The 25,081-nt window shown below is 77.8% G+C and carries 6 protein-coding genes and 2 pseudogenes; 1 reads left to right on the top strand and 7 read right to left on the bottom strand.

The window, feature by feature from the left end; translation table 11 throughout:
- Nucleotides 1-19: 19 nt before the first annotated feature.
- Nucleotides 20-1,174 (bottom strand): hypothetical protein, encoded by a 1,155-nt coding sequence (locus OO48_RS25225; protein WP_051732735.1) that lies wholly within the window; start codon nucleotides 1,172-1,174, stop codon nucleotides 20-22.
- Nucleotides 1,175-1,188: 14 nt separating this feature from the next.
- Nucleotides 1,189-1,791, bottom strand: coding sequence for a hypothetical protein (locus OO48_RS25220; RefSeq protein ID WP_245194794.1), 603 nt, complete (start codon nucleotides 1,789-1,791; stop codon nucleotides 1,189-1,191).
- 406 nt (nucleotides 1,792-2,197) lie between these two features.
- Between OO48_RS25220 and OO48_RS25215 the strand changes: the two genes are divergently transcribed.
- Complete coding sequence (locus tag OO48_RS25215) at nucleotides 2,198-2,578, top strand: bleomycin resistance protein (protein ID WP_081952359.1); 381 nt, start codon at nucleotides 2,198-2,200, stop codon at nucleotides 2,576-2,578.
- Between the two features lie 93 nt (nucleotides 2,579-2,671).
- On the opposite strand, the gene OO48_RS25210 is transcribed toward OO48_RS25215, so the two are convergent.
- From OO48_RS25210 to OO48_RS25200, 5 genes and pseudogenes are all read right to left on the bottom strand, one after another.
- Complete coding sequence (locus tag OO48_RS25210; RefSeq protein ID WP_033220198.1) at nucleotides 2,672-10,156, bottom strand: non-ribosomal peptide synthetase; 7,485 nt, start codon at nucleotides 10,154-10,156, stop codon at nucleotides 2,672-2,674.
- Nucleotides 10,153-15,822 carry a non-ribosomal peptide synthetase gene (locus tag OO48_RS40150; RefSeq protein ID WP_245194793.1) on the bottom strand — a complete coding sequence of 1,890 codons (5,670 nt, stop codon included), beginning with the start codon at nucleotides 15,820-15,822 and terminating at the stop codon, nucleotides 10,153-10,155. Before OO48_RS40150 ends, OO48_RS25210 begins: the two co-directional genes overlap by 4 nt.
- 78 nt (nucleotides 15,823-15,900) lie before the next feature.
- Nucleotides 15,901-22,042, bottom strand: a pseudogene (locus OO48_RS40145) (amino acid adenylation domain-containing protein); the annotation flags it as partial.
- A gap of 114 nt (nucleotides 22,043-22,156) precedes the next feature.
- Nucleotides 22,157-24,152 (bottom strand): annotated as a pseudogene (locus OO48_RS40140) (condensation domain-containing protein); the annotation flags it as partial.
- Between the two features lie 220 nt (nucleotides 24,153-24,372).
- Nucleotides 24,373-24,591 (bottom strand): MbtH family protein, encoded by a 219-nt coding sequence (locus OO48_RS25200; protein WP_033220196.1) that lies wholly within the window; start codon nucleotides 24,589-24,591, stop codon nucleotides 24,373-24,375.
- Between the last annotated feature and the right edge of the window lie 490 nt (nucleotides 24,592-25,081).

Here is a 25,081-nt window from a genome sequence, read left to right as displayed (position 1 = left end):
TCAGGGCCGGTGGGATCCGTCAGCCGGTGGTGTGCGGCGGGGTGTTGCCGCCTCCGGTGGGGCTCGGCGACGGGCTCGGCGACGCGCTCGCGGACGGGCTGGGCGACGGGGCCGGGGACGGGTCGAGCGAGACGGTCAGCCCGCAGGTGCTGTTCAGGTCCGCGGTCAGGGCGGCCTGGGCGGCCGCCGCCTGGACCGCGGTGACCGTGGTGTCGCCGTTGTCGTAGGCGGCGAGGGTGGTCGCGTAGCCGGCGGCGCTACCGGTCGCCTTGCCCGCGAGCTCCTGGAGCAGGCTGCCGAGCTCGGCGCGGGTGAGGACGCTGCCGGCGGACCGGTCGAGCGGCGCCGCCAGCGAGCAGTAGGTGTCCTGCGGGGCGGTGGTGCCGACGACCGCCGCGCGGCGGGCCACCGGGTCCAGCGCGAAGTTCTGCTGGGCCACCGGGTCGGGCGCGGTCCCGGTGAGCAGCGCGGCCACCGAGGTGCCGCCCTGGCCGACCACCTTGTCCAGGACCGTGGCCGGGGCGGTGTCGGCGGACGCGTCGGCGCCGGAACCCGGGTCGGCGTTGGTGGAGTTGGGCCCGGAGGCGGCGATCTTCATGAGCGAGTCCGGGGTGACCGCCGTCCCCTCGTACTCGCCGTTGCCGACCGTGCTGTTGTCGTAGGGCAGGCGGGCGCCGCCGCCGATCGGGGCCCACTCGCCGCTGGCGAAGCGGGCCAGGGTGAGCAGGTAGGTGTGGCCGACCTCCAGCCGCGAGCCCTCGGTCGACAGCGGGGTCCGGGTCGAGCCGGTGAAGGCCCAGCCGTCCACCGTCAGGGTCAGGCCGGCGGGCAGCGCGGGGGCCCCGCTGCGGTCCCAGAGGGTCTGCTGGACGGCCAGGGTGACCGTGCGGCTGACGTAGCCCTCCCCGGAGGCCTGCTCCTCGGCGGACGGCGTGTCGGCGGTCTCGGCGGTGACCTTGGCGACGACGGTGTGGTCGCCGTAGGAGACCCAGTCCTGGGCGGTGTCCGAGGGGAGCCGCTCCTTGGCGTCGGCCAGGATGACCCGGTGCCCGGTGGGGGCGGGGGCCGCGGGCGTCGCGGGGGCGTGGTGGGTGCCGGTGCCGAGGGTCACGGCGACGGCGGTGGCCGCGGCGGTGACGGCGAGGGCGGCGGCGATGCGGCGGCGAGTGGTCATGTCCGTGGTCCCCATCAGTACGTCGCGTTGATCTCGGCCCGGTTGTTGGCCCCGAGGTAGTAGGTGTCGATCTCGGTCATGCAGCCGACGACCGTGTTGTTCGGGTCCACCCTGGGGGAGGCGTTGTTCCCGTGGGTGAGGCCGACGGCGTGGCCGGTCTCGTGGCAGGCGTCGGACTTGTTGATGCCGAAGTGCTTGTTGAAGCGGATGTAGTGCTGGTCGCACTTGGTGCTGGTCACCGCGTCGTCGCACCAGGTCATGCCGATGTAGGAGTCCGACAGCGTGCCGGACTGGTAGATGATGTCGGTCTCCGACGAACCGGTGTACACGCCCGAGGACTTGACGGAGACGGCCAGGTCGGTGGGGCTGTAGTAGGAGCTGAGCGCCGACTTGATGGTGCTCTTCGCGCCGGAGCTCAGCGAGCCCTGCATGTAGACCGTCAGGTCGGCGTTGTCGGTCTGGCAGAAGTGTCCCTGCGAGAGGCTGCCGTCGTAGCAGGTCGGGTAGTAGTTGCCGGTCGGGTACATGTTGTCGATGGACTGCGCCTGCGCCAATGTGGGCGTGAGCATGACAGCGGCTGCCGCGAAGACGGCCGCCACCCGGTACGAGCGGGGCAAGGGACACTCCCTGAGGGTGTGGGGGATTCCGCGGAACCTTGAATGGTCACCGCCAAGCAGAGCCTGGTGGAAATCCGATGGTGGGTCAAGTCCCTTTTATTGTCGCCATTTTGATGATTCGTGAGCACCTGGAACGCATTGGTGCGGACTGTGGCCAAAGGCGGTTCGGTGCCAATGTCGGCCGGTCCGGACGGGTATGTTCCGCGGTGCTATACGCAGTGCTACGCGCAGTGTCGTGCGCAATGGGAGCAATTCCCTTGTATTCCATGCCGGTTGGCGCTTCGGAACGCGTGACGCGATCGCCGGCCGAGGGGCGGGGTACCGCCGGCCCGCAGTCGGACCGGATACTTCTCCCGAGGGGCGCGCCCGGCCCGGGCGCACCCACCGTCCGTCCTCGGAGGAGTGCGTGTCCGCACAGCCCGGCCCCGCCGCGTTCGAACGGATCGCGCCGGTGGTCCCGGTCCGCGACCTGGCCGCCGCCCTGGCCCGCTACGGTCGCCTCGGGTTCGCGACCGAACGGTACGGGGGCGGGCCCGGATACGGTTTCGTCTCGCGCGGTGCGGTCGAGCTCCACCTGACCGAATGGGCGGAGCACGATCCGCTGCGCACCGGCGCGGTCGTCTACCTGTACGTGTCGGACGCGGACGCGGTGCACGCCGAGTGGGCGGCGGCGGACCCGCCGGGACGGCTGACCGGTCCGGTCGACACCCCGTACGGGCTGCGCGAGTTCGGCTACGTCGACCCGGACGGCACCCTGCACCGCGTCGGCTCCCCGCTCGGCCGCTGAGCCCCCGGGGCCCCGCCGCACCGCGCCGACCCCCGGAGCCGGGGCGGCCGGGCAACGCCGACCGCCCCGGCTCCGGGGCCCCCGTCCGCCGCCTCACGGCGCGGGGAGGAACCCCGTCTCCCGGAAGTAGGCCAGGTAGCGCACCAGGACCTCGTCGGTCAGCACGGGCAGCCGCACGCCCAGCTCCGCCGCCTCCCCGGCCGTGCGGCGGGAGTCGAAGCGGCGCGCGGCCGCCGGCGCCGCGTCGGACGTCCCCCCCTCGCCGAGGAACAGCTGCGCGGCGTTGTCGTGGCGGGCCGCGACGGCCGCGCGCCACTGCTCGGCGGGCAGGGTGCGCAGCCGGTAGCCGAGGGTCTCGGCGACGGCGAACACCCGGTCCAGGCCCGGAGGGTCGGGGTGGGTGAGGTGGAAGGTCCCCGTGCGGCCGGCGCCGACCAGGGCGGTGACCGCGGCGCTGACGTAGTCCACCGGCACCCAGCCGGTGGAGCCGGCCGGAAGGTCGGGGACGGCGCCGGCCTGCAGGCAGCCCTTGATCAGCTGCCAGAGCAGGTCGCGGTCCTGGCAGGCGCCGTTCGTCGTGTCGCCGCTGATCCGGCCCGGACGGTGCACGGCCACCGGCAGGCCGCGTCCGCGCGCCAGCACGACCAGGCCCTCGGCCACCCACTTGCTCCGCGCGTACCCGTCCGGCAGCGCCTCGACCGGCCCGGTCGGGGTGCCCTCGGTGACGGCCGCCGGGGCACCGGCCGCCGGGGCGCCGACCGGCGGGTAGACGCCGGTGGTCGACACGTGGTGCAGACCGGGCGAGCCGGACTCCGCCAGCAGGCGCAGCAGCTCCTCGGTGCCGCCGACGTTCGCCGCCCGCAGCTCCCGGTAGCCGGCCGCGAAGTTCACCCGGGCGCCGTTGTGCAGCACCGGTCCGAGCCGGCGCAGCAGCGCCGCCCGGGCACCCGGGTCCAGGCCCAGGCCCGGTGCGCCCAGGTCGCCGGGGACGGCCCGCACCAGGGGCCGGTAGCCCTCCCGCCACAGGCCGTACCGGCGCAGGTTCTCCTCCAGCCGCCGGGCCCCGTCCTGCTCGTCGGAGGCCCGCACCAGGCAGTCGACCGGGCCGCCGGTCAGCTCCAGCAGGTCGCGCAGCAGGAACGCGCCGAGGAACCCGGAGGCGCCCGTCAGCAGCGGCACGGGGGAGGGGCGGGCCGGCCTCCGGCGGGCGGCGGTGACGTCCGGCGCGAGCCGGACCTCGGCCGCCCAGTCGACCGCCTCCGCGCGACGGGCCGCCCCCGGCCCGTCGACCGGCCCGTCCAGCAGCCGGCCGACGCCCTCCACCGTCGGCGCCGCGAACAGCGCCCGCAGCGACAGCCGCCGCCCGCAGCGCTCCTCGATCCGCCGGGCCAGCGCCACCGCCAGCAGCGAGTGCCCGCCCAGCGCGAAGAAGTCGTCCGCGACCCCGACCTCCGGCACGCCGAGGGTCTCCGCGAACACCTCGCACAGCACCCGCTCCCGCTCCGTGCGCGGCCCCCGCCCGGCCGCCGCCGGGACCAGGGGCGCGGGCAGCGCCCGCCGGTCGACCTTGCCGTTCGGCGTCACCGGCAGCGCGTCCAGGGGCACGAACGCGGCGGGCACCAGGTGCTCGGGCAGCACCTGCGCCAGCCGCGCCCGCAGCGCCTCCGGCCCGTCCCCGCCCACGGTGTACGCCACCAGGCGCCGGTCGCCCGGACGGTCCTCCCGGACCAGCACGCAGGCCGCGGCCACGCCCGGCAGCGCGGTCAGCGCCGCCTCCACCTCGCCCGGCTCGATCCGGAACCCGCGCAGCTTGACCTGCTCGTCCACCCGCCCGACGTACTCCAGCTGCCCGTCCCGGCCCCAGCGGGCCAGGTCGCCGGTGCGGTACATCCGGCCGCCGGACGGGTCGAAGGGGTCGGCGACGAACCGGGCGGCGGTCAGCCCCGGCCGCCCCAGGTAGCCGCGCGCCAGGCCCGCGCCCGACACGTACAACTCGCCCACCACGCCCGGCGGGACGGGCGTCAGCCGGGCGTCCAGCACCCGCACCCGGGCGCCGTCGACCGGGCCGCCGACCGGCACGGTGCGCTCCGGCGCGAGCGGGCCGTCGGCGGCCTGGAAGCCGCTCATGGTGGCGCACACCGTGGTCTCGGTCGGGCCGTACGCGTTGACCAGGAACCGCCCCCGCGCCCAGGAGCGGGCCAGCGCGGGCGGGCAGGCCTCGCCCGCCAGCACCAGGGTCGTCCCGGCCGGGAGCGAGTCCGGCGGCAGCACCGCGAGCGCGGCCGGCGGCAGCGTCAGGTGGGTGACGCCGTGCGCGCGCACCCGCTCCGCCAGCGCCGGGCCCGGCAGCAGCGCCTCCCGGTCGTCCAGCTCCAGGCAGGCCCCCGACAGCAGGGCCATGCACAGCTCCCAGAACGCGGCGTCGAAACTCACCGACGCCAGCTGCAGCACCCGGCTGTCCGCCGTCACCCGCAGCCGCCCGCGCTGCGTCGCGGCCAGCGCCGCCACGCCCCGGTGGGTGACCACCACGCCCTTGGGACGGCCGGTGGACCCCGAGGTGTAGATCACGTACGCGGGGTGCGCCGGGTCCACCGGCGGCAGCGGCGCCGGCGCCGCCGACGCCGCGGGCACCTCCTGCGGGTCCAGGTGCGGCACGTCCGAGGGCGGCAGGCCCCGGCGCACCCCGGACGTGGTCAGCAGCAGCCGGGGCGCGGCGTCCGCCAGCATGTAGGCGAGCCGGGCGGCCGGGTAGGCGGTGTCCAGCGGCAGGTAGGCCGCGCCCGCCTTCAGGACGGCCAGCAGCGCCACCACCAGGCCGCCGTCGCGGGGCAGCGCCACGGCGACCCGGTCCTCCGGGCCGACGCCGTGCGCCACCAGCCGCCGGGCCAGCGCGTCGGCGCGGGCGTCCAGCTCGCGGTAGGTCAGCACGGCGCGCGGGTCGCGGACCGCCGGGGCGTCGGGCGTGCGGCGCACCTGCGCGGCGAACAGCTCCGGGAAGGCCGGGCCGGGCAGGTCGGCGTCCGGGCCGGTGCCCCAGCGCTCCAGCCGGGCCCGCTCGTCCGGGTCGAGCACCCCGTACGCGTGCAGCGGCAGGCCCGGGTCGGCCGTGACCGCCCGCAGCAGCCGCACCAGCCGCTCCGCCAGCGCGGCGACGGTGCCGGCGTCGAACAGCGCGGTCGCGTAGTCGACGGTGGCCAGGAAGCCGCCGTCCGCACCGGGGTCGGCCGCGAAGGTGAAGGACAGGTCGAACTTGCCGGCACCCAGGTCCACCGGCACCGGCTCGACCCGCAGGCCCGGCAGCTCGACCGGCGCGGCGGGGGAGTGGTTCTGCAGCACCAGCATGGTCTGGAACAGCGGGTGGTGCCCGGCCCGCGGCGGGTTCAGCAGCTCCACCAGCCGCTCGAACGGCACGTCCTGGTGGGCGTACGCGGCGAGGTCGGACTCCTTGACCCGGTCCAGCAGTTCACGGAACGTCGGATCGCCCGACAGGTCGGTGCGCAGCACCAGGGTGTTGACGAAGAAGCCCACCAGGTCGACCGTCGCCTCGTCGGTGCGCCCGGCCACCGCGGTGCCCAGCGGGACGTCCTCCCCGGCGCCGTGCCGCGACAGCAGCAGCGCCAGCGCGGCCTGGAGCACCATGAACTCGCTGCACCGGGCCGAGCGGGCCAGCGCGGCGAGCGCCCGTCCGGTGGCGGCGTCGACCGCGAAGCGGTGCGTGGCGCCCTCGTGCCCGCCCCCGGCCGGCCGCGGCCGGTCCACGGGCAGCTCGACCCGCTCCGGCAGCCCAGCCAACGCCTCGCGCCAGTAAGCCAGTTGCGTGTGGAGCAGGCCGTCCGGACCGTCCTCCCCGCCCAGCAGCGCGTGCTGCCAGAGCGTGTAGTCGACGTAGTCGACCGGCGGCGGCCCCCAGGACGGCGCCGCCCCGGCCAGCCGCTCCCGGTAGGCGGCGCCCAGGTCGCGGAAGAGCGGCGCCAGCGAGGAACCGTCCGCCGCGATGTGGTGCACCACCAGGACCAGCACGTGCGCGTCCGCCGCGAGGCGCAGCAGCACCGCCCGCAGCGGCAGTTCGCGCTCCACGTCGATCGGCTCGGCCACCGCCGCGGCGATCCGGTCGGCGCACTTGCCCGGCTCCACGTCCTCCACCGCGAACGGCAGCCGCACCGCCCCCGGCGCCACGACCCGCTGCACCGGGCCGTCGCCGTCCATCGGGAAGAGCGTGCGCAGCGCCGAGTGCCGGGCCACCACGTCCGCGCAGGCCAGCCGCAGCGCGTCCACGTCCAGGACGCCGTCCAGGCGCACCGCGAACGGGATGTGGTACGTCGCGGACGGCCCGTCCATCCGGTGCAGGAACCACAGCCGCCGCTGGGCGTGCGACAGCGGCACCAGCGCCGGGCGCGGCCCCGGGCGCAGCGCCGGACGGGTCGGCCGGCCGGCGTCCCGCAGCGCCGCGGCCAGCGCGGCGACGGTCGGGTGCTCGAACAGGGTGCGGATCTGGGCCTCCGCGTCCAGCGCCGAACGGATCCGGCCCACCAGCAGCGTCGCCAGCAGCGAGTTGCCGCCCAGCGCGAAGAAGTTGTCGTCCGCGCCGACCCGGTCCACCCCCAGCGTCTCGGCGAACAGCCCGGCCAGGATCTCCTCCCGCCCCTCGCGCGGCGCCCGCCCCGCCGCCCGGACGGCCCCGGCGCCCGGCGCGGGCAGCGCGGCCCGGTCGAGCTTCCCGTTGGCCGTCAGCGGCAGCGCCTCCAGCACCAGCACCGCCGAGGGCACCGTGAACGCGGGCAGCAGCCGCCCCGCGTGCGCCACCAGCGCCGCCGGGTCCGCGACCCGCCCGGCCGCCGGGACGACGTACGCCACCAGCGCCCGGTCGCCCGGCAGGTCCTCGCGCACCAGCACGCACGCCGCCCGCACCGACGGGTGGGCCCGCAGCACCGCCTCCACCTCGCCCGGTTCGATCCGGTGCCCGCGCAACTTCACCTGCTGGTCGGCCCGCCCCACGTACTCCAGGCCCCGCGCCCCCCACCGCACCACGTCCCCGGTGCGGTACATCCGCCCGCCGGACGGGTCGAAGGGGTCGGCGACGAACCGGGCGGCGGTCAGCCCCGGCTGCCCCAGGTAGCCGCGCGCCACCCCCGGCCCGGCCAGGTACAGCTCGCCCTCCGCGCCCTCCGGCACCGGCCGCAGCGCACCGTCCAGCACCAGCGCCCGCACCCCGTCCAGCGGCCCGCCGACCGGCGGCACCCCCTCCGGCCCGTCCCCGGGGCCCACCCGGTGCAGCAGGGCGAAGGTGGTCGCCTCGGTCGGCCCGTACGCGTTCAGCACCCGGGTGCCCGGGTACGCCGCCGCCAGCCGCTGCAACACCCCCGGCGCCGCCGCCTCCCCGCCCGAGGCCACCAGCCGCAGCAGGCCCAGCGCGCCCGGATCGGTCTCGGCGACCACGTTGAACAGCGCCGTGGTCAAGAACGCGGCCCGCACCCCGTCCCGGACGACCGCCTCCCGCAGCGCCGCGGGCTGCAGCACCCCCTCCGGGGCCGGCACCACCCGCCCGCCGCGCAGCAGCGGCACCCACAGCTCGAAGGTCGCCGCGTCGAAGGCGTACGCCGAGTGCAGCAGCACCGCCCCGCCCGCGCCGTCCTCGTCCCAGGTGCGGTCCGCGGCCAGCGCGGCGACGTCGCCGTGCGTGACGCCCACGCCCTTGGGGCGGCCGGTCGAGCCCGAGGTGAACATCACGTACGCCAGCCGCCCGCCGTCCGCCGGGCCCGGCAGCGGCCCGGGCACGGCCGGGGCGCCCTCCAGCACCCGGCCCGCGCCGTCCACGGTCAGCACCCGCACCCCGGGGCCCAGCGCGCGCACCCACGGGTGCGCGGCGCCCGCCGCGTCCACCACCAGCAGCCGGGGCGCCGCCGCCGCGGCCACCGCCGACAGCCGCTCGGCCGGCCAGCGCGGATCCAGCGGCACGTACGCCGCCCCCGCCCGCAGCACCGCCAGCGGCGCCGCGACCTGCGCCGCCGAGCGGCCCAGCAGCAGCCCCACGCCCTCCTCCGGGGCCGCGCCCAGACCGGCCAGCGCCCCCGCCAGGTCGTCGGCGACCGCGTCCAGCTGCCGGTAGGTCAGGTGCTCGCCGACGCCGCCCACCGCCACCGCGTCCGGCCGCTCGGCCGCCACCCGGGCCACGGCCGCCGCCAGGTCGCCGACGACGGCGGCGGGCAGCGGCGCGCCCGTGCCCCGGGCCAGCAGCGCCCCGCCCTCGCCGTCCAACAGCACCGGCACCGCGTCGGCCCGCACCTCCAGGTCCCCGGCCATCGCGGACAGCAGCAGCCGCAGCCGGTCCGCCACCCGCTCGACCACGGCCCGGTCGAAGACGGACGGGCGGAAGGCGAAGGTGAAGCGCAGCGTCCGGCCCGGGGCGACGGTCAGCGTCAGCGGGTAGTGCGCGGCGTCCGCGCCCGTCATCCCGGTCACCACGAGGCCGCCCGCCGACTCCCGGCCGGCCGCCCGCAGCCCCTCCCGGTCCAGCGGGTAGTTCTCGAACACCGCCAGGGTGTCGAACAGCTCGTCCAGCCCGGTGAGCGCCCGGACGTCGCTCAGCCCGACGTGCTGGCTGCCCAGCAGCGCGCCCTGCTCGTCCTGCAACCGGGCCAGCAGCGCGGCCAGGCTCTCCCCGGGGCGCACCGCCAGCCGCACCGGCACCGTGTTGATGAACAGGCCGATCATCGACTCCACGCCCGGCAGCTCCGGCGGCCGGCCCGACACCGTCGTCCCGAACAGCACGTCGGAGCGGCCGGTCAGCCGGGACAGCAGCAGCCCCCAGGCGCCCTGCACCAGGGTGTTCAGGGTCAGCCGGTGCGCCCGGGCGGTGGCCCGCAGCCGGTCGGCCAGCGCCTCGTCCAGCTCCAGCACCACCGCCCCGGGCAGCTCGCCCGCGTGCGCCGCGGCCGCCGTCCGGCCCGCCAGCAGCGTCGGCCCCTCCACCCCGGCCAGCGCGGAGCGCCACGCCGCCAGCGCGGCGTCCCGGTCCTGCCCGGCCAGCCAGGCCAGGTAGTTCCGGTACGGGGCGACCCGCGGCAGGCCGGACGCGTCGCCCCGCCGCGCGTACAGCTCGAACAGCTCGCGCAGCAGCAGCGGCACCGACCAGCCGTCCAGCAGCAGGTGGTGGCTGGTGACCACCAGCCGGTGGCGGTCCTCGCCGGTGCGCAGCAGCGCGAAGCGCATCAGCGGCGGCTCGGCCAGGTCGAAGCGGCGCACCCGGTCCTCGGCGAGGAACGCCCGCAGCCGCTCCTCGGGGTCGCCGCCGCCGGCCGCGAGGTCCCGCTCGACCAGCGGCACCGGCACCTCGGCCGCCACCGCCTGCACCGGCTGGTCCAGGTCCTCGTGCAGGAACCCCGCCCGCAGGTTGGCGTGCCGCCGCAGCAGCGCCCCCAGCGCCGCCCGCAGCACCTCCGCGTCGACCCCGCCCTCCAGGGACAGCACGAACTGGGAGGTGTACACGTCCACCGCCGCGGAGTCGTACAGCGCGTGGAAGAGCATGCCCGCCTGCAACGGCGTCAGCGGCAGTACGTCCTCCAACTGGAACCCGGTCATGCGCGTCCACCCCACTTGTTCTTCAGTCGGTCGAGCTGGGCCTGGTCCAGGGAGACCAGGGGGAGGTCGGACGGCGTCCAGCCGCCCGCGTCGGGCTGCGCGGAGTGCTCCGCGATCGCGCGCAGCGCCCGGTCGAAGGCCCCGGCGAGCGCGGCCACGTCCGCCTCGGCGAGCAGGTCGGCGGCCCACGTCCAGCGGACGTGCAGGCACGGCCCGTCCGGCCCGTCCTCGGTGTGCGCGTTGATGTCCAGCACGTGGTGCACCGGCATCCCCGGGTCGGCCGCGGCGGGCGCGCCGCCGTCCGGCAGCACCTCCCAGTCCGCCGCCGGACCCGAGCCGGGCGCCGGGTACCGGCCCAGGTAGTTGAAGCCGATCCGCGGGCCCGCGCCGCCCGCCAGCCGCTCCCGGGCCGCCGGGTCCAGGTGCCGCAGCACCCCGTACCCGACGCCGCGGTCCGGCACCGCGCGCAGCTGCTCCTTGACGTTCTTCACCGCCCGGTCCACCAGGCCCGCGTCGAAGCGGCCCGGGTCGCGCGGATCCAGCGGCCCCGGATCCAGCAGCACCGGGTACAGGCTGGTGAACCAGCCCACCGTCCGCGACAGGTCCAGCCCCTCGGCGAGCTGCTCGCGCCCGTGGCTCTCCAGGCCCACCAGCACCCCGCCCGGGCCGTCCGCGTCCTCGACGCGCCGCGAGCGCACCGCCAGCGCGAGCGCCGTCAGCAGGACGTCGTCCACCCCGGCGTGGAACGCCTGCGGCGCGGTGGTCAGCAGCTCCCGCGTGCGTCCGGCCGCCGGACGGGTCGTCAGCGTCCCGGTCCGCCCGGCCGTGTCGCGGGACGGGTCCAGCGCCGGGCCGCCCGGCCGCGCCGCCGTCGCCGCCTCCCACAGCGGCAGCTCGTCCGTCCGGGCGCCGCTCGCGCCCTGCTCGGCCAGCAGCCGGGCCCAGGCGCGGTACGGCGTGCCGACCGGCGGCAGCGCCGCCGCCGTCCCGTCGGCGACCGCGCGCCAGGCCGTGGCCAGGTCCTCGACCAGGATCCGCCAGGACACCGCGTCCACCGCCAGGTGGTGCACCACCAGCAGCAGCCGGCCGCGCGCCGCCGCGCCCGCGTCGCACCACACCGCCTCGAACACCCGCCCGTCCGCCGGCCGCAGCCGCCGCCGGGCCCGCTCGCCCGCCTCCGCGAGGACGGCGCGCACCCGCTCCTCGTCCAGGCCCGCGACGTCCACCCGCTCCAGCCGGGGCGCGACCGGCACCGCGCCGCGCGGCAACACCTCCAGCAGCGCCCCGCCACCCGCCGGGCCGTCCGCCGCGCGCACCACCCGCATCCGCAGCACGTCGTGGTGGTCGACCAGCAGTTGGAGCGCGGCCGCCAGCCGCTCCCGGTCCGCGCCCGCCGGAGTGCGCAGCACCGCGGACTGGTTGTAGCCGTCGGTGGGGCCCGGCCGCTCCAGGAACCAGGCCGCGATCGGCGTCGGCGGCATCGTCCCCGTGCCGTCCTGCGCCCGCGCCGGGGCCGCGCCGCCCTCGGCGGCGGATCCGGCCACCGCCGCCACCGCCTCCGGCGTGCGGTGCAGGAACACCTCGCGCGGGGTGATCCGCAGCCCGGCCTCGCGGGCCCGGCTGACCAGCTGGATGGAGAGGATGCTGTCACCGCCCAGCGCGAAGAAGTCGTCGTCGGGACGGACCTCCGGCACCCGCAGCACCGCCGCGAACACCTCGCACAGCACCCGCTCGTCCGCCGTCAGCTCCCGCCCCTCCCCGCCCGCCGACCGCTCGGGGAGGACGGGGTCGGGCAGCGCCCGCCGGTCGGTCTTGCCGTTGGGCAGCAGCGGCAGCGCCGCCAGGGGCACGAACACCGACGGCACCAGCGAGGGCGGCAGCGCCTCCGCCAGCCGGGCCCGAAGTTCGGCGTCGGAGAGCGGGTCCGGGCCCGGCACCAGGTACGCCACCAGCCGCCCGCCGCGCACCAGCACGCAGGCCGCCGCCACCCCGTCCAGCGCGGTCAGCGCCGCCTCCACCTCGCCCGGCTCGATCCGCAGGCCGTGCAGCTTGACCTGGTCGTCCGCCCGGCCCGCGTAGCGCAGCAGCCCGTCCGGGCCCCGGCGCACCAGGTCGCCGGTGCGGTACATCCGTTCGCCGGGGGCGCCGAACGGGCAGGCCACGAAGCGTTCGGCCGTCAGCCCCGGCCGCCCCAGGTAGCCGCGGGCCAGGCCCGCCCCGGCCAGGTACAGCTCGCCCAGCACGCCCGGCGGGACGGGCCGCAGGTCCTCGTCCAGGACGTACGCCGAGGTGTTGTCCACCGGCGCGCCCAGCGGCACGCCGCCCGCCCCGTCCACCTCCGGCCGCCAGCGGTGCGCGGTGGCGTCGACGGTCGCCTCGGTCGGCCCGTACAGGTTGTGCACCGCGACGCCCCAGGCCCGCGCCGCCCGCCCGGCCAGCGCGGCCGTCAGCGGCTCGCCGCCGCACAGCACCGCCCGCAGCGCGGCCGGCGGCTGCTCGCGGCCGGCCGTCTCGCCGAGCACCAGGTTCAGCAGCGAGGGCACGAACTGGGCGAGCGTCACGTCCAGTTCGCGCATCCGGGCCAGCAGGCCCGCCGGGTCGTGGTCCAGCTCCGGCGGCACCGGGCAGGTCGCGCCGCCGTGCAGCAGCGGCAGCCAGGTCTCCCACACCGAGGCGTCGAAGCTCGGCGAGGTCCGGGCCGGCACCCGGTCCCGGTCGGTCAGCTCCAGGTGCCCGGCCAGCCACGCCATGTGGTTGACCAGCGCGCCGTGCGGCACCACCACGCCCTTGGGGCGGCCGGTGGAGCCCGAGGTGTGGATCACGTACGCGGCGTCCAGCGGCCCCGGCTCCGGCAGCGGCACGTCCACCGGCGCCGCCGCGAGGGCCGCCTCGTCCAGCACCAGCACCGGCAGCCCGGTCAGTTCGGACAGGCCGGACAGCCCGGACAGGAACGCCGCCGCCGTCACCAGCAGCACCGGCCCGGCGTCCTCGACCACGAAGCGCAGCCGGGCCGCCGGGTAGCGTGGGTCCAGCGGCAGCCAGGCCGCGCCCGCCTTGACGACCGCCAGCATCGCCACCACCTGCTCCACCGTGCCCGGCAGGGCCAGCGCGACCACGTCGCCCCGGCCCACCCCGCGCCCGCGCAGCAGCCGGGCGGCCGCGTCGGAGCGGGCGTCCAGCGCCGCGAAGCTCAGGCTCCGCGCGCCGTCCAGCACGGCGACCGCGTCCGGCGTGCGCGCGCACTGGGCGCGGAACGCCTCCGGCACCGACCGCCCGGCCCCCGCCCGGACCGCCCCGTGCGCGGCGGCCGCCAGCGCGGCCCGCTCCGCGCCGTCCAGCACCTCGACGGCCCGCACCCGCCGCGCCGGGTCCCCGGCCAGCACGCCCAGCAGCCGCACCAGCCGGACCGCCAGCGCCCGGGCCGTCGCCGGGTCGAACAGGTCGGTGGCGAACTCCAGCGTCCCGTCCAGGCCCAGCGGGCGCCCCCGGCCGTCCCGGCGCTCGGTGAACGAGAAGGTCAGGTCGAACTTGCTCACGCCGGTGCGCACCGGCTGCTGCGCGACCGCCAGGCCCGGCAGGTCGAGCTCCGCGTCCGCGTTGTTCTGCAGCACCAGCATCACCTGGAACAGCGGGTGGCGGCTCTCGGTCCGCTCCGGCTCCAGCGCGTCCACCAGCCGCTCGAACGGCACGTCCTGGTGCGCGTACGCCGCCAGGTCGAACTCCCGGACCCGGTCCAGGACCTGCTCGAAGGTCGGGTCGCCGGACAGGTCGGTGCGCAGCACCAGCGTGTTGACGAAGAAGCCGACCAGGCCGTCCAGCGCCTCGTCGGTGCGGCCCGCCACCGGCGTGCCCAGCGGGACGTCCTCCCCGGCGCCGTGGGCCCGCAGCAGCGCCGCCAGCGCGGCCTGCAGCACCATGAACAGGCTGCACCCCCGGGCCCGGGCCAGGCCGTCCAGCGCCCGGTGGACGTCCTCGTCCACCGGGACGGCGAACGCGTCGCCCCGGTACGAGGCCGCGGCCGGCCGGGGCCGGTCCAGCGGCAGCTCCAGCACCTCCGGCAGGCCCTCCAACGCCTCCTCCCAGAAGGCGAGCTGACGCGCCGCCAGGCTTCCCGGGTCGGCCTCGTCGCCCAGCAGGGCGCGCTGCCACAGCGTGTAGTCGGCGTACTGCGCCGGCAGCTCGGCCCACTCCGGCGCCCGGCCCGCCGAGCGGGCCCGGTACGCCTCGCCCAGCTCCCGGGCCAGCGGCGCCAGCGACCAGCCGTCGCCCGCGATGTGGTGCACCAGCAGCACCAGCACGTGCTCCCGCGCCCCCGTGCGCAGCAGCCGGGCCCGCACCGGGCGTTCGACGGCCACGTCGAAGGCGTGCGCGGTCTCCGCGGACAGCAGCTCGTCCAGCCGCCGCGGGTCGACGTCCCGGGGCGTCAGGTCCAGGTCCGCGCCCGCCGCGTCCAGCACCAGCTGGCGCGGCACGCCCCCCGTCTCGGGGAAGACCGTGCGCAGCGCCTCGTGCCGCTCCACCACGTCCCGCAGCGCCCGCTCCAGCGCGGCCGCGTCCAGCGGACCGGTCAGGCGCAGCACCAGCGGCACGTTGTACGTCGGGCTCGGCCCCTCGAAGCGGTGCAGGAACCACAGGCGCTGCTGCGCGTACGACAGCGGCACCGCCTCCGGTCGGCGCGCCGCCCGCTCCAGCCGAGGACGCGACGCCCGGGTGCCGTCCAGCGCGGCCGCCAGCCGGGCCGGCGTCGGGTGCTCGAAGACCGTGCGCACCCCGGCGTCCACGTCCAGCGCCGCGCGCAGCCGGGCGGCCAGCCGGGTGGCCAGCAGCGAGTGCCCGCCCAGGGCGAAGAAGTCGTCGTCCGCGCCCACCGACGCCCGGCCCAGCAGGTCCGCGAACAGGCCGCAGACCAGCTCCTCGCGCGGGGTGCGCGGGGCCCGGCCGCGCCGCGGCCCGTCCTCGGCCGGCGCGGGCAGCGCCGCCCGGTCCACCTTCCCGTTCGGGTTCAGCGGGAACGCGTCCAGCACCACCACCGCCGACGGCACCATGTACCCGGGCAGGATCCGGCCCACCGCGCCCGCCAGCGCCGCCGGACCGGGGCGCGCCCCGGCCGCCGGCACCACGTACGCCACCAGCCGCCGGTCGCCCGGCACGTCCTCGCGCACCAGCACGAACGCGTCCGCGACCTCCGGCAGGCCCGCCAGCACGCCCTCGATCTCGCCCGGCTCGACCCGGTAACCGCGCAGCTTCACCTGCCCGTCCGCCCGCGCGACGTACGCCACCTCGCCGTCCGCCGTCCAGCGCACCAGGTCCCCGGTGCGGTACATCCGGGAGCCGTCCGCCGCGAACGGGTCCGCCACGAAGCGGTCCGCCGTCGCGCCCGGCCGCCCCAGGTAGCCGCGCGCCACGCCCCGGCCCGCCAGGTACAGCTCGCCCACCACGCCCGGCGCCACCGGGTTCAGCGCCCCGTCCAGCACGTGCAGCCGCATCCCGTCCAGCGGCCGGCCGATCGGCGGCGGCCCCGACGCCTCCGGCCGCACCTCGTACCGGGTCGCGAACGTCGTCGTCTCGGTCGGCCCGTACACGTGCAGCACCCGGGTGCCCGGCGCCGTCGCCGCCACCCGCTGCATCGCGTCCGGCGAGGCCAGCTCGCCGCCCGCGCACACCACCCGCAGTCCCGCGAGTCGAGGCGTCGAAGACGTACGCCGAGTGCATCAGCACCGCGTCCACCGCCCCGTCCGCCCAGGCCGCGTCCGCCGCCAGCGCCGCCACGTCCGCGTGGCTGACCCCGACGCCCTTGGGCAGCCCGGTCGAGCCCGAGGTGAACATCACGTACGCCAGCGCCCGCGGCTCCGGCACGACGACCGGACGGCCCGGGCGCTCCGGCGCGCCGCGCAGCACCCGGCCCAGGCGGTCCAGCACCACCACCGGCAGGCCGCGCCCCGCCACCCACGGCCCGGCCGCGGTCTCCTCGTCCACCACCAGCAGCCGCGGGCGCGCCACCTCCGCCACCCGGTCCAGCCGCTCGCCGGGCCAGCGCGCGTCCAGCGGCACGTACGCCGCCGCCGCCCGCACCACGCCCAGCGACGCCACCACCACCGCCGCCGAACGGCCCAGCAGCACGCCCACCCGGTCCTCCGGCCCGACCCCGTGCCCGGCCAGTACCGCCGCCAACCCGGCCGACAGGCCGTCCAGTTCGGCGTACGACAGGGCCGCCGCGCCGTCCGTCACCGCCACCGCGTCCGGCGCGGAGCGCGCCCGGCGGGCGAACAGCGCGGGCAGCGTCCCGGCGTCGGCGGCGGCAGCGTCGACGGCGGCGTCGCCGGCCGGTCCGGACGGCAGCGCCCGGGCGGTGCCCCAGCGGGCGATCCGCCGGTGCTCCTCGGCCGTCAGCAGGTCGTACCCCGACAGCCGCAGGTCCGGCCGCGCCGCCACCAGTTCCAGCAGCCGCACCAGCCGGGTCGCCAGCGCCCCGGCGGTCGAGCGGTCGAACAGCGCCGTCGCGTACTCCAGCCCCGCCGACAGCCCCGCGCCCTCCTCGGAGAACGAGAAGGTCAGGTCGAACTTGCTCAGCCCGTTGTGCACCAGCCGCTGCTCCACCGCCAGGCCCGGCAGCTCGGGCCGGGCCGCCCGCTGGTTCTGCAGCACCACCACGGTCTGGAACAGCGGGTGGTGGTCCCGCGCCCGCGCCGGGTTCAGCTCCTCCACCAGCCGCTCGAACGGCACGTCCTGGTGCGCGTACGCCGCCAGGTCGAACTCCCGCACCCGGCGCAGCAGTTCGCGGAAGGTCGGGTCGCCCGACAGGTCGGTGCGCAGCACCAGCGTGTTGACGAAGAAACCGACCAGGTCCTCCAGCCCCGGGTCCGTCCGCCCCGCCACCGGCGCCCCCAGCGGGACGTCCTCCCCGGCACCGTGCCGGTGCAGCAGCGTCGCCACCGCCGCCCGCAGCACCATGAACAGCGTGCTGCCCGCCGACCGGGCCAGCCCCAGCAGCGCCGCGTGCAGCGCGGCCGGCACCTCGAACTCCACCACCGCGCCGCGCGGATCCGCCACCGACGGCCGCGGCCGGTCCCACGGCAGGTCCACCAGCCCCGGCAGGCCCGCCAACGCGCCCCGCCAGAAAGCCAGCTGCTCCCGCAGCAGTTCCCCGTCCCCGCGCAGCAGCTCCCGCTGCCACAGCGCGTAGTCGGCGTACTGCAACGGCCGCCCCACCGGGGCCGCCCCGCCCGCCAGCCGGGTCCGGTACGCCTCGCCCAGGTCCCGCACCAGCGGCCCCAGCGACCAGCCGTCGCCCGCGATGTGGTGCAGCACCAGCACCAGCACGTGGTGCTCCGGCGCCGCCCGCAGCAACCGGGCCCGCAACGGCACGTCCACCAGCACGTCGAACGGCTCGCCGACCGCCGCCAGCACCGCCGCCTCCAGGTCCTTCGGCGCGACGCCCTCCACCGGCGGACACGGCGCCGCCTGCGCCGCCGGCAGCACCAGCTGGTACGGCACGCCGTCCCGCTCCGGGAAGACCGTGCGCAGCGACTCGTGCCGCTCCACCACGTCCAGCAGCGCCCCGCGCAGCGCCCGCGGGTCCAGCCCGCCGCGCAGCTCCAGCACCAGCGGCAGGTTGTAGACCGAACCGGGGCCCTCCATCCGGTTCAGGAACCACAGCCGCCCCTGGGCGAACGACAACGGCACCGGATCGGGCCGCCGCGCCGCCACCACCGGCGGCCGGTGCGGCGCCGCCGGGTCCAGCACCCGGGCCAGCGCCGCCGCCGTCGGGTGGTCGAACAGCGTCCGCACCGCGAGGTCCGCGCCCAGCACGGCCCGCACCCGGCCCACCACCCGCATCGCCAGCAGCGAGTGGCCGCCCAGCTCGAAGAACCCCTCCTCCGGCCCGACCGCGGGACGCTCCAGCACCTCCGCGAAGATCCCCGCGACCAGCTCCTCCCGCGCCCCCAGCGGGCCCCGGCCGTCGCCGCGCCCGTCCTGCGGCGCGGGCAGCGCCGACCGGTCCACCTTCCCGTTCGGCAGCAGCGGCAGCGCGTCCAGCACCACCACCGCCTCCGGCACCAGGTGCCCCGGCAGCACCCCCGCCAGCGCCTCCCGCAGCGCCCCGCCCGACACCCCCGCCCCCGCGGCGTACCCCACCAGCCGCGGCCGCCCCGGCACGTCCTCGCGCACCACCGCGCAGGACGCCGACACCCCCGGCAGCGCCAGCAGCGCCGCCGCCACCTCGCCCGGCTCCACCCGGAACCCGCGCAGCTTCACCTGCTCGTCCGCCCGCGCGACGTGGTGCAGCAGCCCGTCCGCCGACCACCGCACCAGGTCGCCGGTGCGGTACATCCGCGCCCCGCCGCCCTCGAACGGGTCCGCGACGAAGCGCCCGGCCGTCAGCCCCGGCCGCCCCAGGTAGCCGCGCGCCAGGTTCGGCCCCGACAGGTACAGCTCCCCGACCACGCCCGGCGGCACCGGCCGCAGCCGCCCGTCGAGCACGTACGCCCGCATCCCGTCCACCGGCCGCCCGATCGGCACCGACCCGCCCGCCGCCGGCGGCTCCGCCCCGGCCACCCGGTGCGCCGTCGCGTCGATCGTCACCTCCGTCGGCCCGTACAGGTTGTGCACCGCCACCCCCCACCGCTCGGCCACCGCCGCCGCCAGGGACCGCGGCAGCGCCTCGCCGCCGCACAGCACCGCCCGCAGGGCGGCGGCGGGCTCCACGCCCTCCTCCGCGAGGACCAGCGCCAGGTGCGAGGGCACGAACTGGGCCACCGTGACGTCGAAGCGACGCATCCAGTCGAGCAGCTCGCGCGGCTCCCGGTTGGCCTCCGCCGGGGTCACGCACACCTCCGCGCCGCAGGTCAACGGCAGCCACAGCTCCCACACGGAGGCGTCGAAACTGGTGGAGGTGCGGGCCAGCACCCGGTCGCCGGGGGCCAGCTCCAGGTGGCGCGCCATCCAGGCCATGTGGTTGGCCAGCGCCAGGTGCGGGACGACCACGCCCTTGGGACGGCCGGTCGACCCGGAGGTGTAGACCACGTACGCGGCCGCCGCCGGATCCACCGGACCGGCCGCTCCCGGACCGGCCGCCTCCGGGAGCGGGGCGTCCAGGGCCAGCCGGGGCACCGGGCCCGCCGCCAGGTCGGCCGGCACGCCCGTCCCGGTGAGCAGCAGCACCGGCCGGGCGTCCTCCAGCATCTGCCGGATCCGCGCCGCCGGGTACCCGGGGTCGACCGGCAGGTACGCCGCGCCCGCCCGCAGCACCGCCAGCATGGCGACCACCGCCTCCACCGACGGCGCGGAGGCCAGCGCCACCAGCGCGCCCCCGCCCACCCCGCGCCCGCGCAGCACGCCCGCCAGCGCGTCGGCCCGGGCGTCCAGCTCGGCGTACGTCAGCCGGGTGCGCGCGTCCCGCACGGCGGGCGCGTCGGGGGTGCGGGCCGCCCGGCCGGCGACCATCCCGGGCACGTCGGAGCCCGGCAGCGGCCGCGACTCGCCGCGCCCCCGCGCCAGGAGCCCCGCGCGCTCCTCGGGCGCCAGCGGGTCGATCATCCCGACGGTCAGCTCCGGATCCTCCGCGACCAGGCCCAGGACCCGGGCGAACCGGTCCGCGAGCGCCCGCGCCGTCCCCCGGTCGAACAGCTCGGCGGCGTACTCCAGGTGGCCGCCGAGGCGGACCCCGTCGTCCCCGTCCAGCTCGGTGAGCGAGAAGGTCAGGTCGAACTTGCTGGTCGACGGCGGCCCCGACAGGTCCCGCACGGTGACGCCCGGCAGGTCGAGCACGGCCGGACGCTGGCTCTGCAGCACCAGCATGGTCTGGAACAGCGGGTGGTGGCCGCCGGACCGGTCCGGGTTGAGCTCCTCCACCAGCCGCTCGAACGGCAGGTCGGCGTTCTCGAACGCGGCCAGGTCGAACTCCGCCACCCTGCGCACCAGTTCACGGAAGCCCGGGTCACCGGACAGGTCCGCGCGCAGCACCACGGTGTTGACGAAGAACCCCACCAGCTCGTCCAGCGCCTCGTCGGTGCGCCCCGCCAGCGCGGTGCCCAGCGGGACGTCGGTGCCCGCGCCGTGCGCGTGCAGCGTCACGGCCAGCGCCGCGTGCAGCACCATGAACGGCGTGCAGCCGCTCTCCCGGGCCAGCCGCACCAGCCGCCCGTACGTCCCGGCGTCCAGCTCGAACGGCACCGCGCCGCCCCGGTGGCCGGGAACGGCCGGACGGGGCCGGTCCCACGGCAGCGCGACCGGCCCCGGCAGGTCGGCCAGCGCCTCGCGCCAGAACCCGAGCTGACGCGCGGCCAGGCCCTCCGGGTCGTCGTCCGCGCCCAGCAGCCGCCGCTGCCACAGCGCGTAGTCCGCGTACTGCACCCGCAGCCGGGGCCACTGGGGCCCGCCGCCGCCCGTCCGGGCCCGGTACGCGGCCCCCAGGTCCCGGCACAGCGGAGCCAGCGACCAGCCGTCGGCCCCCACGTGGTGCAGCACCAGCACCAGCACGTGCCGCTCCGGCCCCAGCCGCAGCAGCCGCGCCCGCACCGGCAGGTCGACGGCGAGGTCGAACGGCTCCGCCGCCGACCGCGCCACCACCCCGGCCACCCACTCCCGCACCGGCCCGTCCTCCGGCCCGCCGGCCGCGTCACCCGCCACGTCACCCGCCGGGGGAGCGTCGACCTCCAGCGGCACCAGCGCGGCGGCCGCGGCGGGCTCCAGCACCACCTGCCGGGGCACGCCGTCCCGCTCCGCGAGGACCGTCCGCAGGCTCTCGTGCCGCTCCAGCACGTCGCCCAGCGCCGACCGCAGCGCGGCCGCGTCGAGCGGCCCGTCCAGCGCCAGCACCAGCGGCACGTTGTAGACGTCGTCGCCCGCGCCCCCGGCCGCCCCCGAACCGGCGGCCCCCGCCCGGTTGAGGAACCACAGCCGCTGCTGCGCGAACGACAGCGGCAGCGGGTCGGGTCTGCGCTCCGCGACGAGCGCGGGCCGGCCACCGGCACCGGCAGGGCGCAGGACGGCCGCCAGCGCGGCGACCGTCGGGTGCCCGAAGACCTCGCGCAGCCCCACCTCGGCACCCGTGGCCGCCCGGATCCGGGCGGCCAGCCGGGTGGCCAGCAGCGAGTGCCCGCCCAGGGCGAAGAAGTCGTCGTCGACGCCGACCCGCTCCAGGCCCAGGACCTCGGCGAACAGGCCCGCCAGCACCTCCTCGCGCGCGGTGCGCGGCGCGGTCCGGGCGGCCGGCGCCACCGGTGCGGGCAGCGCCCGCCGGTCCACCTTGCCGTTGGCGTTCAGCGGCAGCGCGTCCAGCAGGACGAACGCGCCGGGCACCGTGTACGCGGGCAGCACCCGCCCCAGCGCGCGGGCCAGGCCGGGGCCGTCCGGCCGGGCGCCGGGCGCCGGCACCACGTAGCCGACCAGCCGGGGGTTGCCGGGGACGTCCTCGCGCACCAGCACCCGCGCGTCGTCCACGTCCGGGAGGGCCAGCAGCGCGTTCTCGACCTCCGCGGGCTCGATCCGGAAGCCGCGCAGCTTCACCTGCCCGTCCGCCCGCCCCACGTACTCGACGTCGCCGTCCGCCGTCCAGCGCACCAGGTCCCCGGTGCGGTACACCCGCGCGCCGCCGCCCTCGAACGGGTCGGCGACGAACCGCGCCGCGGTCAGGTCCGGCCGTCCCAGGTAGCCGCGGGCCACCCCCGCGCCGCCCACGTACAACTCGCCCACCACGCCGGGCGGGACGGGCCGCAGCGCCGCGTCCAGCACGTACAGGCGCATCCCGTCCAGCGGCCGGCCGATCGGCGGCACCCCGGACGCCTCCGGGCGCACCTCGTACCGGGTCGCGAACGTCGTCGTCTCGGTCGGCCCGTACACGTGCAGCACCCGGGTGCCCGGCGCCGCCCCGGCGATCCGCCGCATCAGGTCGGGCGCGGCCGCCTCGCCGCCCGCCGCGACCACCCGCAGGCGTCGAGGCGTCGAAGACGTACGCCGAGTGCATCAGCACCGCGTCCACCGCCCCGTCCGCCCAGGCCGCGTCCGCCGCCAGCGCCGCCACGTCCGCGTGGGTGACCCCGACGCCCTTGGGCAGCCCGGTCGAGCCCGAGGTGAACACGGTGTACGCCAGCCGGTCGCCGCGCACCGGCCCCGGCAGCGCGCCGGGACGCTCCGGCGCGCCGCGCAGCACGCCGCCCAGCCGGTCCACCACCAGCACCGGCAGCCGCCCGGCGGCCTCGGCCACCCACTCCCGCCCGGCCGCCGCCTCGTCGACCACCAGGGCCCGCACCCGGCCCACCCCGGCCGCCCGGTCCAGCCGCTCGCCGGGCCAGTCCGGGTCCATCGGCACGTACGCCGCTCCCGCGACCACCGCGCCCAGCGAGGCCGTCACCACCGCCGCCGAACGCCCCACCAGGACGCCGACCCCGTCCTCGGCCCGCACCCCCCACCCGGTCAGCGCCCGGCCCAGCGCGGCGGCCGCCCGCTCCAGCTCCCCGTACGAGAGCACCGCGCCGCCGTCCCGCACCGCCGGGGCCGCCGGGTGGCGGCGCGCCCGCGCGGCGAACGCCTCCGGCAGACCGCCCCGCGCCGCCCCGGCCGGCAGTCCGGCGCCCCGCCCGCCGGCCAGCAGCTCCCGGGCCTCCCCCTCGTCGACCAGCGGCAGGCCGTCCACCGGCGCGTCGGTACCCGCCGCGGCGAACGCGGCCAGGAAGCCGAGCACGGCCCGCTGGTGCAGCCGGACGTCCTCGGGGTGGTACAGCTCCGGGTTGGTGTCGAAACCGATCAGCGGGCCGGTGCCCTCCGAGCGCTCCGAGACGAACAGGGAGACGTCGTCGACCGGCCCGATCGACAGCAGCCGGGAGGTGGCCGGGCTGCCCGCGAAGTCCAGCGCGTAGTCGTACCCCATGATGTTGACCACCAGATCGGTCAGCCGCGCCCCGCCGTCCGCGAGGTTCAGCTCCCGGGCCAGCTGCTCGCGCGGGAAGCGCCGGTGCCGCAGCGCCCCGCGCATCTCGGCGGCCACCGCCCGCACCAGCCCCCCGACCGTCACGCCCGGCTCGACGGCCAGCGGCAGCGGCAGGATCGTCGCGGTCATCCCGACCGCGCCCCGCAGCCCGCCGGGGCGCCCGTGCGAGGCCAGCCCCACGCAGACCTCCCCGCGGCCGGAGACCCGGGCCGCGTACGCCGCCACCGCCGCCACCAGGACGGCGCTCCAGGTCGTGCGGCTCTCCGCGGCCAGCCGCCGCAGCCCGTCGAACACCGGCAGCGCCAGCGTCTCGCCGGTGTGCAGCCCGCCCGCGCCCGGCCCTCCGGCGCCCCCGCCGTCCCGGTCGGTGCGCCGGCGCAGCAGCCCGCCCCCGCCCGCCCCCTGGTCCGCGCGGTCCGCGAACCGCCCCACCCAGTACGCCCGGTCCGCCGCGAAGCGCTCCGAGGCCCGGTAGGCGGCCTCGTCCGCCACCAGCTCCCGCAGCGCCCGCCCGCCCGGCGGCACCGCCACCGCCGCCGGGTCCGCGCCGCCCACCGCCCGGGTGTACAGCTCGGCGGTGGCCCGCGCGAGCACCGCGCCGCTCAGGCCGTCCACCGCGATGTGGTGGTAGCGGACGTACCAGTAGTGCAGGTCCGGCCCCAGCCGCAGCAGCGCGTGGTGGTGCGCGGGCGCCGCCACGTCGTCGACGAGGGCCGTCTCCCCGGCCATGTACCGCTCCGCCGCCGCCACCGGGTCCGCCGCCCCGGTCAGGTCCACCACCCGCAGCCGCCGCCGGGGCTCCCGAGGCCGCACCACCCGCTGCCGGACCCGGCCGTCCCGCTCCACCAGCACCGTGTTGGCGCTGTCGCACAGGTGCAGCACCCGGTCCACCGCCACCGCGAACAGCTCCTCGTCGAGCCCGCCGCGGATCTCCAGGCACTCGGCGATGTTGTACTTCGGACTGTCCGGGTCGAGCAGCTGGCCGTACCGCACGCCCTCCTGCGCCGCGGTCAGTTCCAGCAGTTCGGTAGCGGACTCGTCCGACGGGACGGGACGGTTTTCGGGCATGCCGACGACACCTCGGTTCGGTGGGGGATTTCCAGCGGTGAACGGGGAGCACCACGGACGCGGGCCGACCGCCTGGTCGGCCCGGGAACGCCCGTGGGGGAGAAATTCCCGATGAATTCGCGGGGGAATGCCGCCGGGAGCCGCGGAACGCGGCCCCCGGCCCGCGCCGGTCGATCCGGTGCGCGCGGGGGAATCCCACCACGCGGCAATCCGGGGAGGGTCAGCCGGTGCCGGACTCCATCGCCGCGACCAGGCCGGCCGGGCGCATGTCGGTCCAGACCCGCTCGATCACGTCCAGGCACTCCTGCCGGGACCCCTCGCCGCCCACCTGCTCCCAGCCGCCCGGGACGTCCAGGTGCGCGGGCCAGAGGGAGTACTGCGCCTCGGAGTTCACCAGCACGAAGAAGCGCCCGAATTCGTCGTCGAAAGGATTGCTCACGTTTCCCACCCCTGGTCGGTTGTCGGTCCGGTGTTACTGCTGAACGGCCCGCCGGTCTCCCGGACGCGCCGTGGTGATGCCCCCGTATTCCCCTGCCCCCCGGCGCGGTCGTCCGCGCGTTCCGCTCCCGGGGGACGGCGGTGCGACGGCCGCGCACGTCGGCGACCCGCCCGGCGCACGGCTTCCCCCGTAAAACATAACTATTCCTATCACGTTGTCGGGTTCATCGAGGTCGCGATGAATGATCTCTCCGTGATCCCCGCGTAATCATTCAAATGAGCGAATGCGAAAAAGCCCCGGTCATATGCCAATTCGCTCGTCAGTGCGCACCGCCGACCGTTTCGACCGATTGTCGACCGGTATGTCCCGGCCTGTTCCGCCCGCCCGTCGACGCTCCCCCCGTGACCCCCGAGCGCCCCTGCGGCCCGGGCGTGCTCCCGTACGCCCGCCGTACGCCCCCACCCCGCCCCCGCCCGCGACCACCCCGCCC

Source organism: Kitasatospora phosalacinea, assembly GCF_000716545.1.
GTDB classification, from domain to species: Bacteria; Actinomycetota; Actinomycetes; order Streptomycetales; family Streptomycetaceae; genus Kitasatospora; species Kitasatospora phosalacinea.
The sequence above is the reverse complement of the archived record's forward strand: the minus strand, read 5'-3'. Positions and strand labels throughout refer to the sequence as shown.

Bases quoted from the DNA above. Each gene is read 5' to 3' on its own strand.
- OO48_RS25210 (WP_033220198.1), bottom strand. From the start codon at position 10,156: ATGACCGGGTTCCAGTTGGAGGACGTACTGCCGCTGACGCCGTTGCAG.
- OO48_RS25225 (WP_051732735.1), bottom strand. From the start codon at position 1,174: ATGACCACTCGCCGCCGCATCGCCGCCGCCCTCGCCGTCACCGCCGCG.